General features: G+C 71.0%; 14 protein-coding genes and 1 tRNA gene. 5 read left to right on the top strand and 10 right to left on the bottom strand.

Annotated elements, in window-relative coordinates; genetic code table 11:
- Positions 1-22: 22 nt before the first annotated feature.
- The 3 genes from AC1DMN_RS13920 to AC1DMN_RS13910 are packed head-to-tail and all read right to left on the bottom strand — an operon-like array spanning position 23 to position 4,675.
- The gene (locus AC1DMN_RS13920; RefSeq protein WP_477230638.1) at positions 23-3,205 is read right to left on the bottom strand and encodes a tetratricopeptide repeat protein; all 3,183 of its coding nucleotides are present in this window, start codon (positions 3,203-3,205) and stop codon (positions 23-25) included.
- Positions 3,206-3,251: 46 nt separating this feature from the next.
- Complete coding sequence (locus AC1DMN_RS13915; protein ID WP_477230637.1) at positions 3,252-3,830, bottom strand: hypothetical protein; 579 nt, start codon at positions 3,828-3,830, stop codon at positions 3,252-3,254.
- Positions 3,830-4,675, bottom strand: a complete 846-nt coding sequence (locus AC1DMN_RS13910; RefSeq protein ID WP_477230636.1) for an inositol monophosphatase family protein — start codon at positions 4,673-4,675, stop codon at positions 3,830-3,832. The genes AC1DMN_RS13915 and AC1DMN_RS13910 overlap by 1 nt, the downstream gene beginning before the upstream one ends.
- A 164-nt stretch (positions 4,676-4,839) precedes the next feature.
- Between AC1DMN_RS13910 and AC1DMN_RS13905 the strand changes: the two genes are divergently transcribed.
- A tRNA-Lys gene (locus tag AC1DMN_RS13905) sits at positions 4,840-4,912 on the top strand.
- A gap of 114 nt (positions 4,913-5,026) precedes the next feature.
- Here AC1DMN_RS13905 and AC1DMN_RS13900 read toward each other — a convergent pair.
- The 6 genes from AC1DMN_RS13900 to AC1DMN_RS13875 all read right to left on the bottom strand — a co-directional run bounded on the left by AC1DMN_RS13900 (position 5,027) and on the right by AC1DMN_RS13875 (position 9,396).
- The gene (locus AC1DMN_RS13900; RefSeq protein WP_440732083.1) at positions 5,027-5,359 is read right to left on the bottom strand and encodes a DUF7882 family protein; all 333 of its coding nucleotides are present in this window, start codon (positions 5,357-5,359) and stop codon (positions 5,027-5,029) included.
- Positions 5,360-5,538: 179 nt separating this feature from the next.
- The gene (locus tag AC1DMN_RS13895) at positions 5,539-6,393 is read right to left on the bottom strand and encodes a transposase (RefSeq protein WP_477230635.1); all 855 of its coding nucleotides are present in this window, start codon (positions 6,391-6,393) and stop codon (positions 5,539-5,541) included.
- A 15-nt stretch (positions 6,394-6,408) separates the two neighbouring features.
- Positions 6,409-6,684 carry a hypothetical protein gene (locus AC1DMN_RS13890; RefSeq protein WP_440732081.1) on the bottom strand — a complete coding sequence of 92 codons (276 nt, stop codon included), beginning with the start codon at positions 6,682-6,684 and terminating at the stop codon, positions 6,409-6,411.
- Between the two features lie 100 nt (positions 6,685-6,784).
- Positions 6,785-8,014, bottom strand: coding sequence for an MFS transporter (locus AC1DMN_RS13885; protein ID WP_440732080.1), 1,230 nt, complete (start codon positions 8,012-8,014; stop codon positions 6,785-6,787).
- Complete coding sequence (locus AC1DMN_RS13880) at positions 8,011-8,442, bottom strand: MarR family winged helix-turn-helix transcriptional regulator (protein ID WP_477230634.1); 432 nt, start codon at positions 8,440-8,442, stop codon at positions 8,011-8,013. Before AC1DMN_RS13880 ends, AC1DMN_RS13885 begins: the two co-directional genes overlap by 4 nt.
- A 156-nt stretch (positions 8,443-8,598) precedes the next feature.
- Positions 8,599-9,396, bottom strand: a complete 798-nt coding sequence (locus AC1DMN_RS13875; protein ID WP_477230633.1) for an IclR family transcriptional regulator — start codon at positions 9,394-9,396, stop codon at positions 8,599-8,601.
- Between the two features lie 105 nt (positions 9,397-9,501).
- Between AC1DMN_RS13875 and AC1DMN_RS13870 the strand changes: the two genes are divergently transcribed.
- Genes AC1DMN_RS13870 through AC1DMN_RS13855 form a run of 4 tightly spaced genes read left to right on the top strand, consistent with a single transcriptional unit; the run spans position 9,502 to position 12,629 of the window.
- The gene (locus AC1DMN_RS13870; protein WP_477230632.1) at positions 9,502-10,293 is read left to right on the top strand and encodes a CoA transferase subunit A; all 792 of its coding nucleotides are present in this window, start codon (positions 9,502-9,504) and stop codon (positions 10,291-10,293) included.
- A 1-nt stretch (position 10,294) separates the two neighbouring features.
- Positions 10,295-10,939 carry a 3-oxoacid CoA-transferase subunit B gene (locus tag AC1DMN_RS13865; protein WP_441976073.1) on the top strand — a complete coding sequence of 215 codons (645 nt, stop codon included), beginning with the start codon at positions 10,295-10,297 and terminating at the stop codon, positions 10,937-10,939.
- A gap of 2 nt (positions 10,940-10,941) precedes the next feature.
- Complete coding sequence (locus AC1DMN_RS13860) at positions 10,942-12,126, top strand: acetyl-CoA C-acetyltransferase (protein ID WP_477230845.1); 1,185 nt, start codon at positions 10,942-10,944, stop codon at positions 12,124-12,126.
- Positions 12,127-12,182: 56 nt separating this feature from the next.
- A complete protein-coding gene (locus tag AC1DMN_RS13855; protein WP_440732075.1) occupies positions 12,183-12,629 on the top strand; it encodes a GNAT family N-acetyltransferase in 447 nt (148 codons plus the stop codon).
- A gap of 39 nt (positions 12,630-12,668) precedes the next feature.
- Here the strand turns inward: AC1DMN_RS13855 and AC1DMN_RS13850 are convergent, their stop codons facing one another.
- Positions 12,669-12,953, bottom strand: coding sequence for a hypothetical protein (locus AC1DMN_RS13850; RefSeq protein WP_440732074.1), 285 nt, complete (start codon positions 12,951-12,953; stop codon positions 12,669-12,671).
- Between the last annotated feature and the right edge of the window lie 358 nt (positions 12,954-13,311).

The following is a 13,311-nucleotide window of genomic DNA, read 5'->3' as shown; positions in this document are numbered from 1 at the left end:
CCGGCGCTCAGTAGCCTGTCACTCAGGTCATCCGCGACACGATGACGTAGACGAGGATCGCGGCCACGATCACTCCGCCGACGATCGCCGAGCGGGTCTTCGAGGTCTGCTGGGCGGACGCCTTCTGCTTGCCGCGAGCGCGTCGCACAGCCGCGGAGTCGGCGCCGAGCACGCGCTCCATGGCGGGGATGTTGGTGCGGTAGATCCGCAGCGCCTCGCGATGCCGTCCGAGCGAGATCAGCGTCTCGGCACGATCGTCGGTGGCGTCGAGCGTGATCGCGTGCTCCGCGCCGACCGTTCGGGTGCCGGTCTCGGCGGCATCGTCGTACGCCGCGAGCGCTTCCGGGAAGCGCTGGGCCTCGGCCAGGCGTCGACCGAGCCAGATGCGCAGCTGCACAGCCCGACCGGGGTCGGAGCCGGCGCCGTCGGCGACCTGGATCGCCCGCCGCTGCACGTCGGCCATCTCGTCGACGTGTCCCAGATGCGACAGAGCGAGGCTGCGGTCGTTCAGTGCGTCTGCCAGGGCCCACCGGTCGCCGGGCAGCAGCCGCTCGAGCTGCGGCACGATGCGCGCGTAGGCGTCGGCGGCCTCACGGTATGCGCCGAGCCGCTTCGAGCACTCGGCGGCGCCGCGTTCGGCCCGCAGCCAGTCGATGCCGGCGCTCGCGCTCAGCGCGTCGCGGGCGCGGCTGTATTCGACGAGGGCATCGCCGTAGCGACTCTGCCGGGCGAGGTGGTCGGCGTAGCGCAGCGCCGCGAGCCCGGGCGACGCGCCGTCATCGTCCGAGGCGCCACCTGCGGAGGCGAACCCGGCCCTGACCTGAGCGGCGAGGGCATCCCTGTCCTCCTGCGCATCACCGAGACGGGCGAGGATCCCGTCCAGATCGCGGATGCGGTGCAGCGTCTGCGGATCCGTCTCGCCGAGGACCTCTCGCGTCTCTGCGACGACGCGCTCGGTCAGCTCCCTGGCGCGGGGCAGGTCGCCGGCATCGGCGACCGTGCCGGCGAGGGCGGAGAGCGTGCTGAGAGTGTGCGGATCGCGGGCGCCGAGAGCGGCCGTGCGCCGTGCGAGGACCGATTCGAAGCGACGGACCGCCTCGCCGAAGCGGCCGAGGTGCCGTTCCTCCTGCGCACGGTTGTGCAGAGTGATGAGAGTGTCGCGGTGTTCCGTGCCGAGGATGCGCGACTGCAGCCCGTACAGCCGGTCGTAGGTCGCCGCGGCTTCGGCATCGCGGCCGAGCTGGCACGCGGCGAGGGCGAGATTGCCGATGACGCGGGAGGCCTGGGCGGTCTCGGCGGATCCCTCCGCCTCCAACTCGGCCAGGACGGGCCGCAGCAGCGCCTCCGCCTCGGCGGCGCGGTCGCTGCGCAGATACACCGCGGCGAGGTCGATCGCGTGGCCGACATCCCCCGAGGCCTCGTAGAGCGCACGCATCTCGGCGGCGGCCTCGTCGCTGCGTCCCAGATCCTGCAGGGCGAGCGCTCGGGTGTCCCGGAGCTCGGAGATGATCCGCGGGGCCGCGCCATCGTGCTGCGCGATCTCGATGGCGTCGGCGAGCAGCGCCTCGCCCTCCGCGTTGCGTCCGATACCGCGCAGCGTGGCGCCGAGCGCGTACCGGGACTGCGCGAGCCTGGTCGCGGCGGTGTGCCGGTCCTCGGCGGTCGACGCCTCCGCGGCGAGACTCAGCTCCAGTTCCAGCGACCGCTCGAACTCGGCGAGAGCGTCGGATCCACGGCCGGCATCGCGGAGGGCTGAGCCGAGGTCGTCCCGCACGTCGATCTCGCTCCGGCGCCCGGCAGCGCCGAACCCGCGGAGTCGGTCGGCGCCTGCCCGAAGCGCGTCCAGGGCTTCGGGGGAGTGCGGTTCGTGCCATCGGGACAGATCGGTCCATGCGTGTGCGATGTCATTCGCGAGCTGCTGCGGCGTGGCGAGGGACGGATCCGGATCCGCGTCGGCCGTCGGATCCGTGTCTGACCCCGGATCGGCTTCCGCCGCGACGCGGGCGCGCGGCAGCCCCTCGACAGCACGGTCGAGATGCGCGCATCGGGCGACGGCCGTGGCGAGCGCGGTCTCGATGAGCGCAGGCGACGGCTCCTGCTCGCGGGCGTCGCGCAGCACGCGGGCGAGGAGGTCGCGCGAGCGCAGCGCGAGCGAGGAGCCCGGCGGGCGATCCGCCGTGTCGTCGACGATCTCACGGGCCTCCGCGATCAGCCCGGGCCACCCTCCTGGGCTGTCCGCGCGATCGAGTTGCACCTCGACCGCCATCATCCGGGAGGTGAGCACCTGGTCGGCGCCCGGGCCGAAGCGCGCGGTCTCCAGCACGGCGATCCGGCGCACCAGTGGCAGCGGATCCTCGGCGATCGCTCCGTCGTGGGCGAGCACTCGCAGTGTGGTGGTGCGGAACTTCATCGCGTCCAGGGTGAGCGCGTCGTCCTCACCGCGTTGCCGCTGCAGCGCCGGGATCAGCAGCGAGAGGTCGGCATCGGCTCCGGACGCGTCGCCCGACCAGTAGCGGGTCCTCGCGCGCCACCACCAGGCGTCGAGCGTGGCAGGCGCGTCCATTCCCAGCAACGCACGGCGCCCGTCCAGCACCTGTCCCCAGAGCAGGGCGGACTGCTCGTCCTCGTCCAGCCGGGAGAGCTCCGTGGCCTTCGCTGCGAGCGCCGTCAAGTGGTTCTCGCTCTGCTCGTCCGCGGCCGCGGCGCGGGCGATGAGCAGGTCGTAGGCATGCAGACCCTCCGCCGGGTTCATCCGGGTGAGCAGCTGGGCGCGCCGGTCCAGCAGCCACAGCACGCGGCCGTGCGCGCCGCCGAGCTCATGCTCGCCCTCGGCGATGAGGGCGTCCAGCGCCGCCACGACGGCGGCGGAGGCCGACGTCTGCCCGACCATCTGCTCGGCGGCGCGGGCGTAGAGGCGGTCGTCGAAGAGCTGCTGGCGGTGCTCCTTCAGAATCGCCTGATCCGCGAGAGCGGTCTCGCAGACCTCTGCGAGCGTGCGGTACAGCTCTCGGGCGTCGTCCTCGCGGCCGAGTTCGTCCAGGCCGTAGGCCAGTCCGCGCAGCGCGCTGCGGTGCGCATCGCCGCCTTCGCCTTCGGTCATCAGCGCTTGGGGGAGCAGTCCGCGGAAGGCGTCGAGGGCCTGGGCGATGCGCACCGGATCCTGGCTCGCGACGTCGGACCACGCGGACTGGAGCGCATCTGCCATCACGCTCTCGACAGTAGAAGGCCGCGGGGTGGCGGGCAACTCGCGATCATCCCCGGGGTTCGATCAGGACCAGGCCCTGCTTCGTATCGGATACGGTCACCCAGCCCGGGCCGAAGAGGTAGGTCATGCCGTAACCGTCTTCGTCCTTGCTGAGCGAGGCGCGCGGATCGGCCGTGATGTACACACCCCGGTCGCTGTCCTCACGGGTCCAGCCCGATGCGATGAGCTGCTCCTGGCGGGCTTTCGCCTCGGCGGAGGAGATCGGCGCCCACCCGTACAGCAGACCGTGGTCGGAGGCGGTGGCCGGATCCGACCACAGGCACTCGATGCCGCCGGGCAGCGCATCCGGCCCGAAGGCGAAGTCGCGCTTCATCGCGGCCCACCCCTGCTTGTGCAGGGCGGCGACGGTGTCGGACGGGATCAGGGTCTCGCAGCTCAGCGCGGCGGGAGGGGTCGCCGGCGCATCCGTCGACGGCTGCGCCGCCGGTTCGGGGACGGTGCTGGTCGCGTCCGGCGTGGGCTTGGCCGTGACGCCGGGGGAGGCGCCGCCGCCGCACGCGGTGGCTGCCGTGAGCACGCCGACAGCGAGCCCCAGCGGCAGCACCACGCGTGCGAGGAGGCGCATCAGGGAGCGGCCGGGCTCTGCAGTCCCGCCGGGTCGGGCTGCGCCACCGACGTGCACAACTGCTCCAGGAACGCCGGGTGCAAGACGCCGTTCGTGGCGAGCGCCGAGCGCCCGGAGAGCGTGGGCGCGCCGTCGAACGCCGTGGCCGTGCCGCCCGCCTCGGCGACGATCGCGAAAGCCGCCGCGATGTCGTACTCCTTGACGCCGAACTCCGCGACCATGTCGATGCGGCCCTCGGCGAGCATCATGTACGAGAACACGTCGCCGTAGGCGCGGTCGCGCCACACGCGCCGGCTCAGGGCGATGAGCGTGTCGAGATGCCCGGCCTCGTCCCACTGGGAGATGCTCTGGAAGCTCACACTCGCGTCATCCAGGTCCGCGACCTCCGACACCCGGATCCGGCGCGGCTCCGCATCGGTCGAAGCCCAGGCGCCCAGGCCGGGGGCGGCCCACCAGCGTCGGCCGAGCGCCGGCATGCTGACGACACCGACCCGGGCCACACCGTCGACGGCGAGGCTGATCATCGTTCCCCACAGGGGCACGCCGCGAAGGAAGTTCGCGGTGCCGTCGATCGGGTCGACGATCCACTGCCGGTGCGTGTCGCCCGAGGTGCCGTACTCCTCACCGAGGATCCCGTCCTCCGGGCGCTCGGCCTGCAGGATCTCCCGGATCGCGCGCTCCGTCGCCAGATCCGCATCCGTGACGTGGGAGCGATCGGCCTTGAGCGACACGTTCAGATCTGCGGCGTCGAAGCGCGGCAGCGACTGCGCGTCGGCGGCATCGGCAAGGCGGAGAGCGAGGTCGAGGTCGCTCTGGAAATCGGCTTCGGCGCGGGTCTCAGACACGTCTTCAGGATACCGGCGGCGAGCGGAGGAACCCTGGGCGAACGCGGCCCAGAGCGCACTCCGGGCGGACGACACGCCAGGGATGCACGCGGACCCGGCCCCGATTTCGCTTCCGTCGGATCCGCTGGTAATGTGATTCCTCGGCCGGGGAACCGGCCAGATACGCACCTCTAGCTCAATCGGCAGAGCAACTGACTCTTAATCAGTGGGTTCTCGGTTCAAGTCCGAGGGGGTGCACGGATAAGCCCCGATTAGATCTCGCCATCTACCGGGGCTTTTCTGCGCTCCAGGGAGCTCGAGGCCCGCACCGGGACGGAGCAGGCTGATCACTCCTGCGGGTTGCCGGCGAGCTCAGGCCGTGAGTACGACACCGCGGCTCGATCCGAGAATGTGTTCTTCCGGGACGAGGATGCCGCCGGACGTGTTCGCGGAGTTCGCGTATGCCTGGATCCTCGCCGGATCGAGCGGCGGGGGAGTCGGTTCTTCGAACGCGAACCGCAGCTCGATGGACGGATGCAGCCAGATCGTGGACCGGCCGAGGGGCTGGCCGCTGTCGTGCATCCACGACAGCGTGAAGCTCTCGTTCCGTCGGAGCTTGGTCGCGATCACGACCTTGAGGTGTGCGAGAGCGACGTCGTCGATCTCGATCGCGTGCTCGGCACTGCCGTAGAAAAGTACGCCCATGAGGGGTCACCCGTTTCGCCTGTTCGTCGCCACGGAAACCCGTGCCAAGAGGCGCGATCCGAGTGATCGCATGTGGGGAACTCCTCTAGAGTCCCACAGATCCGGCGGTGAAGGGGTGGGGTTGACGAGTCGCCCCTTGGGCCGCTAAGCGTCGGTGAGGCGCCTCAGGCCGGGCCGGCTCAGGCTTCGGCGTTCAGCGCATCGACGGCGCGCTGTGCGGCCTCGACAGCCTTCTCGGTCGCCGTCGCACGGTCGTCGGCCTGAGTCCGGCGGTCTGCAGCAGCGGTGGCCTCGGTGCGCGCGGCTACCGCGGCGGCGTGCGCGCGGACCAGGTCGGCCTCGAGGTCGGCGATCCGCGTGTCCAGCTGCGCCGCACGCCCCGAGGCGTCCCGCACATCGCGGTCGGCCGCGCCGAGCTCCCGCGTGGCGCGCACATGAGCCTGCTCGGCATCGTGCAATGCGGCCTGGGCCTTCCGCAGCTCCCGCCGGGCTTTGACCTCGTCCACGGGCTCGGGCGGGGTAGGGCGGCCGGACGGTGCGCCGCCGCCCAGGATCGTGTCGAAGTCGAGGGGGAACTCGGCCGACGGCTCGAGCTCGTGCACGAGCCGGCCGGATGCGACGGCCGCGGCGGCGGCGGGATCGAAGAATGCAGCCGTGATCGTCTGGCGGACGGCGTCGCGGGTTGCCGTGGTGATGCGTTCGCCGCGCGCTGTCGCCAGGGCGGCGGCTTCGGCGGCGAGCTGTTCGGTCAGCGCACGGCGTTGGCGGGTGAGCTCGGCGAGCGTCACCGCGTCGATGTCAGCCTGCGCCTCCCGCAGCTCGTCGGCCAGCCGGAGGGACTGGTCGAGCTGCTGCGCTCGTTCGCGGGCGAAGACGTTCACGACCCACGCGGCGACGCTCGGCTTTCGCAGGGCCCGGATCCGATCGGCGACGGCTGCGTCCTCCGCCTCCTTCGCGCGGGCGTTCCGCGCGGACACGAAGTCGCCGGGCGGACCCGCGTACAGGTCGGCCGCGATCGCCTCGAGGTCGGTCACGATCGGCTCCGGCGCTCAGACGACCCGCACCGAGAGCAGTTGATAGCCGCTCGGCACCTTCGCCTCGAGCGCCGGCATGTCGTCTGCCTCGATCTCCTGCACGCCGTCACGGCGCACGATGGTCCCCTCCGCGGTCAGCACGGTGTCCTTCTTGGCCATCGCGACGGGGGCCGAGGCGAGCTGCCATCCCTTCGGGGTCTCGGCGGCGAGCAGATCCTGGATCTCGTCCAGCTCCTCGGCCTGCACGGTGTGGGTCTTGGATTCGACAGGGCGGATGACACCGATCAGCATGGTTCCAGCGTAGAGCCCGGCACCGACGACGAAGCCCGTCCCGCGCAGCGTTGTGCGGGACGGGCCGTTCGCGGCACCCGTTCGGGTCGGGTGCGGATCCTCAGGCGGCGTCGCCGATGAGGATCGCCTCCGCATCCTCTGCGGCATCGTGCGAGCCACGGTCGATGTGCGCGAGCGCACGGCGCCCGAAGAGCACCACCAGTGCGGCGATGAGCACGGAGACCCCCGCGAACAGGTAGGGCACGGTGTCACCCCACAGGTGGGACAGGAGCGCGGCGAGGGGAGGAGCGACGGCGCCGCCGATGAATCGCACCGCGGAGTAGGCCGATGATGCGACCGAGCGCGGCAGATCCGTCGCCTCCATGACGGCCTCGGTGAGCACGGTGTTCATGATGCCGAGCAGCAGACCGCCGACGATGATGCAGATCACCAGCGCGATCGGGGTCGCCACCAGGACTCCGGCGACGATCAGGTCGATCGCCAGCAGCGGCAGCACGAACAGGATGATCCGGGTGATCGGCATCCGGCGCAGCAGGATCGGCGCCACCCAGACGCTCGTGACCGCCAGCGCGATGCCCCAGCCGAAGAAGGTCAGGCCGATGCCGATAGCGCTGAACCCGAGGGGGAACGGCGAGAACGCCAGCAGCACGAAGAAGCCGATGTTGTAGAACAGGGCGGCGACGGCCAGCACGCTCAGGGCCGGACGGCCGAGAGCCTTGAACGGCGCGGAGAACGGCACCGGCTCGCGCTTCTCGAACGGTCCGCGCAGCAGTGTGAGCACCGCGATGAAGCCGATGGCCATGAGTGCCACGACGCCGAAGAACGGTCCCTGCCAGGCGACCTCGCCGAGGAGCCCGCCGAGCAGCGGTCCGATCGCGATGCCGAGACCGAGGGCGGCCTCATAGAGGATGATCGCGGCGCTGGAGCCGCCGCTGGCGGCGCCGACGATCGTCGCGAGCGCCGTGGAGATGAACAGCGCGTTGCCGAGGCCCCAGCCGGCGCGGAAGCCGATGATCGCGTCGACGCTGCCGCTCAGCGCGCAGAACAGCGCGAAGGCCACGATGAGCGCGAGGCCGATCAGCAGGGTGGCCTTGGCCCCGATGCGGCTGGAGATCCAGCTCGTGAACAGCATCGCCACACCGGTGACGAGCAGGTAGCTGGTGAACAGCAGCTCGGTCTGAACGGGCGTCGCCTCGAGGGACTTGGCGATGGCGGGGAGGATCGGGTCGACCAATCCGATGCCCATGAACGCCACGACGCAGGCGAAGGCGACCGCCCACACCTGTGCGGGCTGTCTCCAGATCGATACCGAGGAACCGGTGGTACTCAACGTGCTGTCCTTTCCAGAAGCGAATGCGTGCGCAGGATCTCCGCGGCGCGGGCCAGGTGCTGCCAGTCCGTGTCGTCGAGGTCGCTGAATCGCGGCGCGAGGATCTGCTGCAACTCTTCGCGCCATGCCTGAAGGGCGCGACGCCCGTCGGCCGTGATCGTCACGACCGTCGCCCGGGAGTCCTCGGGGTCGGGGGAGCGCAGTACAAGCCCCTCGTGCTCCAACTGGCCGAGCATCCGGGTCATCCCGGGCTGCGTGGTGCGGCTCGCCTTCGCGAGCTCTCCGACGCGTTGCCCGTCCTGCCCGTCGAGCAGGCTCAGTGCCCGCCACTGCGCGGCAGGAGCGTCGTTTCCGGCCTCCTGAGCGGCGATGCGGGTGAGCGTGTGCGTCGAGAACACGATCGACTGCAGGATCTCGCCGTGATTCATACCTGAAGTATATATCCAATGGTATGCATATGGCAAGGGTTCGCACGCTCACTGGTCGCAGATTGCGGTTCTGGCGCAATCAGAACCGCATTACGCGACCAGTGAACGGAGCGACCATGCCGGGGCGTCGACGCGCTCGGCCGGTGGCCCCGGCGGTCAGCGCGCGGCGCGGCCGGCGATCCGGGCGGAGAGTTGATGCGCGTGCGCGAGCAGCGTCCGTCCGAGCGCGGGCAGGCGATCGGGGCCGAAGCGGAACTCGACTCCGGTGAGACTCAGGGCCCACTCCGGACGACCGTCGCGGTCGAACACCGCGGCCCCCATGCCCCAGCTGCCCTCGACGATGAGCCCGGGGTTCACCGCGTACCCGCACGCCTTGGTCTCGGCCAGGCGACGGCGCAGCGGTGTCTCGGTGTGCGTGCGTCCCCATCGCTCGCCGAGCTCGGGGTGCCGCCCGAGATAGGCATCCACATCGTGGTCGGGCAGGAAGGACAGGATCGCGAGCCCGGCGCTGGCGACGCCGAGCGGGAAGCGCACCCCCTCGCTGAGCACGAAGGAGCGGATGGGGAATGCGCCCTCCTCGCGCAGAAGGCACACGGTCTCATCCGCTCTCCGTACCGAGAGGAACGCGCTCTCCTCCGTCTTCACCGCCAGGGAGCGCACGATGTCGCGGGCGAGCTCGGTGATGTCGTAGCGCGCCGCGGCCACTGTTCCCATGAGATAGAGCTCCGGTCCGGGCATCCAGAGAGCGGTCTGCGGATCCTGGTCCACGAGGCCCTCCGCGCGCAGTGCCGACAGCAGCCGATGCACGGTCGAGCGGCTGAGTCCCGAGGTCGCGGCGAGCCGCTGCAGCGCGGCGCCGTCGGGTGCGGCCGTGACGAGGCGGAGCAGCTCCGCGGCGCGCGCGATCGCCTGGGCGCCGGGTACCGAGCGCTTTGCGGGCGACGCTTGTTCCATGATGTGGACGCTACTGACGTGGGTGACCACATCGCAAGCGCGGGCTTGAACGCCCCGGCGCACCGGCGCAGAGTGGAAGTCGTATCCCACACGAAGGAGTGGCGAGTGATCGACAAGCAATGGGCCTCCGCGGCGGACGCGGTGGCCGACATCCCGGACGGGGCCTCGCTCGCCGTCGGCGGGTTCGGGCTCTCCGGCAACCCGAGCGCGCTCATCCAGGCTCTGCTGGTGCAGGGCACTTCGGGGCTCAGCGTGGTGAGCAACAACTGCGGCGTCGACGACTGGGGGCTGGGTCTGCTGCTCGGCGCGCAGCGGATCCGCAAGATGACCTCGTCATACGTGGGGGAGAACAAGGAGTTCGAGCGCCAGTTCCTGTCCGGCGAGCTGGAGCTCGAGCTGACGCCGCAGGGAACTCTGGCGGAGAAGCTCCGCGCCGGGGGCTCCGGCATCGCCGCCTTCTACACGCAGACCGGTGTCGGCACCCAGGTCGCGGAGGGCGGTCTGCCGCGGTGCTACGCCGGCGACGGGTCGATCGCGATCGCGTCGCCCGCCAAGGACGTGCGCACCTTCGAGATGCACGGGCAGCCGCGCGACTTCGTGCTCGAAGAGGCGATCACCACCGACTTCGCGCTTGTGCACGCGGCCCTGGGAGACCGGCACGGCAACCTGATCTTCAACAAGGCCGCGCGCAACTTCAACCCGCTCGCCGCGATGGCGGGCCGCATCTGCATCGCGCAGGTCGAGCGGCTCGTCGAGCCGGGGGAGCTGGACCCCGATCACGTCCACCTGCCCGGCGTGTTCGTGCACCGCGTCGTCGAGGTCGGATCCGACATCGAGAAGCGGATCGAGCGGCGCACCGTGCGGCCCTCGGCCTCCGCCGGAACAAGGGAGGCCTGACATGGCTCTGACCCGCGACGAGATGGCGGCGCGCGCCGCCCGCGAGCTGTCCGACGGCTCCTACGTGAACCTCGGTATCGGGCTCCCTACGCTCGTGCCCAACTACGTTCCCGAGGGCGTGACCCTCGTGCTGCAGTCCGAGAACGGCATCCTCGGCGTCGGCCCGTATCCCGCGGAGGACGCGGTCGACCCCGACCTCATCAACGCCGGCAAGGAGACCGTCACCACGCTGCCCGGAGCCGCGTTCTTCGACTCGGGGCTCAGCTTCGGGATGATCCGCGGCGGCAAGATCGACGCCGCGATCCTCGGCGCGATGCAGGTGAGCGCGACGGGGGATCTGGCGAACTGGATGATCCCCGGGAAGATGGTCAAGGGTCCCGGCGGCGCGATGGACCTGGTGCATGGCGCAGGGCGCGTGATCGTGCTGATGGAGCACGTCGCCCGCGACGGCTCCGCGAAGATCGTCGACGAATGCTCGCTGCCGCTCACCGGCCGCGCGGTGGTGCATCGGATCATCACGGATCTGGCCGTGATCGACGTCACGCCCGAGGGACTGCGGCTCGTCGAGCTCGCGCCCGGCGTGAGCGTGCAGGATGTGAAGGATGCGACCCAGCCGACGCTGCTGGTCGCGGAAGGACTGGAGTGACCATGAGTGCAGCCGACATCGTCATCGTCGCGGCGGCGCGCACGCCGCAGGGGCGTCTGAAGGGTCAGCTGGCCCCGTTCACGGCGCCGCAGCTGGGGTCGTTCGCGATCCGCGGCGCGCTCGAGCAGGGCGGCGTGGATCCGGCCGAGATCGACGCAGTCATCGTCGGGCAGGTGCTCGCCGCCGGATCGGGGCAGAACGCCGCGCGGCAGGCCGCGATCGGGGCGGGCATCGGATGGGACGTGCCTGCGCACTCCGTGAACAAGGTATGCCTGTCGGGGCTCACGGCGATCATCGACGCGGCGCGGATGATCCGCACCGGTGACGCGCTCACGGTGGTCGCCGCCGGCATGGAGTCGATGACGCGGGCGCCCCACCTGCTGATGGGCTCCCGCGACGGCTGGACCTACGGATCCGTCGAGGTGCTCGACCACATGGCGTACGACGGCCTCACCGACGCCTACGACAAGGAGAGCATGGGGGCGTCGACCGAGCGGCACAACCCGCGCTTCGGGCTCACCCGCGAGGCGCAGGACGAGGTCGCGGCCCGGTCGCACCAGCGCGCTGCCGCCGCCAGGGACGGCGGCGTGTTCGAGGGCGAGATCGTGTCGGTCAGCGTGCCCCAGCGGCGCGGTGAGCCGGTGGTGCTGACGGCGGACGAGGGCATCCGGCCCGAGACGACCGTGGAGACGCTCGCGGGGCTGCGGCCGGCGTTCGCCGAGGGCGGGTCCATCACGGCGGGCAACTCCTCGCAGATCTCCGACGGTGCCTCCGCGGTCGTCGTCACCACGCGCGCCAACGCCGAGGCCCAGGGATGGCCTGTGCTCGTCACAGTCGGTGCCAGCGGACAGACCGCGGGTCCCGACAACTCCCTCCAGGAGCAGCCGGCGAACGCCATCCAGAAGGCGCTGCAGAAGCAGGGCATCACCGCCGCAGACCTGGATCTGGTCGAGATCAACGAGGCGTTCGGGGCCGTGGTCGCCCGCTCCGAGGCTGTGCTCGGCCTGGATCCGGCGATCGTCAACGTGCACGGCGGCGGCATCGCGATCGGACACCCGATCGGAGCGAGCGGCAACCGGCTGGCCGTGCACATGGCGCACGAGCTCGTGCGCCGCGGCTCCGGCACCGCGGTGGTGGCGCTGTGCGGCGGCGGCGGTCAGGGCGAGGCGCTCATCCTCACGCGCTGAGACGACGCGGCGGCGCCCGGTCCTGCGGCCGGAGCGCCGCCCCGTAGGATCGGCGCATGACCACGATCCAGGCTCTGACGGCGGCGGACCGCGACGACTGGCTGCCGCTCTGGCAGGCGTATCTGACGTTCTACGAGTCCGCGCTCGCCGATGACGTCACCGCATCGACCTTCGCCCGGATCACGGATCCGTCCGGCGAGATCCACGGGGCGATCGCGCGCGACGACGACGGCCGCGCGGTCGGGATCGTGCACTGGTTCGCGCACCCGGCCACCTGGTCGAAGACCGGCTACACGTACCTCGAGGACCTCTTCGTGGATCCCTCCGTCCGTGGCGGAGGAGTCGGCCGCGCCCTGATCGCTCACGTGACCGAGGCGGCGCGGGCCGCCGGAAGCGACAAGCTCTACTGGCTCACCGCGGAGAGCAACACCACGGCACGGCGCCTCTACGACCGCGTCGCCGAGCGCAGCGGCTTCATCCACTACCAGATCGATCTGGTCTGACGCAGCGGCTCGTCCGAGCCGGCGCGAGTATGCGCCGGGTCAGGCCTTGTCGGCCTTGCGCTGCGCCTTGAGCTCGGCCTTCAGCTCCTTCTTCGCGCGCTTGTACTGCACCGGCGCAACGGGGGAGTCGTAAGACACGGACTCACCGCGCTCGTCGCGGCGGAAGTCCACGATGGCTCCGACCGCGAGGGCGATCGTGATTCCCCAGCTCAGCCACGCCAGGACGGCGCGCCAGGTGATCGGCGCGTCCCGGGTGCCGCGCAGCAGCGCGATCCCACCGGTGATCGCGCTGAACAGGCCGCTCGCGAAGAGGTAGTTGCGCATGCGACCGAGTCTAACCAGCGCATCCGCGGCGGGAGGAGAAGCGGCGCGCTCCGTGGAGATGCGCTCTGCGCCGAACGATGGCGCTCCCGATACACTGGGCCGATCACCGTTGTGCATTACCGGCCGCCGGCTCTTCCGGCGGAAAGCGGCGGCACCTGACTGCGTCCCCCTCGTGCGGCGACGCCAGAGACCTGTTCCGCAATGACCTCTTCGCGCACCTCGCCCGTCCCCGCCGTTCCCAGCCTGTTCCGCAGGGTCGGGCTGTCCTACTTCGTCATCGCCTTCATCGCCCGCCTGCCGTTCGCGATGATGGTCGTCGGCGTGCTGACCGTCGTGGTCGCAGCCCGCGGCTCGGTGG

The organism is Microbacterium sp. 01T413_2 (assembly GCF_056398985.1).
Note: the sequence above shows the minus strand (reverse complement) of the source record. Positions and strands in the feature narration are given on the sequence as shown.

Coding starts and splice junctions, on each gene's coding strand:
- AC1DMN_RS13920 (WP_477230638.1), bottom strand. CDS start 3,205: ATGGCAGATGCGCTCCAGTCCGCGTGGTCCGACGTCGCGAGCCAGGAT.
- AC1DMN_RS13915 (WP_477230637.1), bottom strand. CDS start 3,830: ATGCGCCTCCTCGCACGCGTGGTGCTGCCGCTGGGGCTCGCTGTCGGC.
- AC1DMN_RS13900 (WP_440732083.1), bottom strand. CDS start 5,359: ATGGGCGTACTTTTCTACGGCAGTGCCGAGCACGCGATCGAGATCGAC.
- AC1DMN_RS13890 (WP_440732081.1), bottom strand. CDS start 6,684: ATGCTGATCGGTGTCATCCGCCCTGTCGAATCCAAGACCCACACCGTG.
- AC1DMN_RS13880 (WP_477230634.1), bottom strand. CDS start 8,442: ATGAATCACGGCGAGATCCTGCAGTCGATCGTGTTCTCGACGCACACG.
- AC1DMN_RS13875 (WP_477230633.1), bottom strand. CDS start 9,396: ATGGAACAAGCGTCGCCCGCAAAGCGCTCGGTACCCGGCGCCCAGGCG.
- AC1DMN_RS13865 (WP_441976073.1), top strand. CDS start 10,295: ATGGCTCTGACCCGCGACGAGATGGCGGCGCGCGCCGCCCGCGAGCTG.
- AC1DMN_RS13860 (WP_477230845.1), top strand. CDS start 10,942: ATGAGTGCAGCCGACATCGTCATCGTCGCGGCGGCGCGCACGCCGCAG.
- AC1DMN_RS13855 (WP_440732075.1), top strand. CDS start 12,183: ATGACCACGATCCAGGCTCTGACGGCGGCGGACCGCGACGACTGGCTG.
- AC1DMN_RS13850 (WP_440732074.1), bottom strand. CDS start 12,953: ATGCGCAACTACCTCTTCGCGAGCGGCCTGTTCAGCGCGATCACCGGT.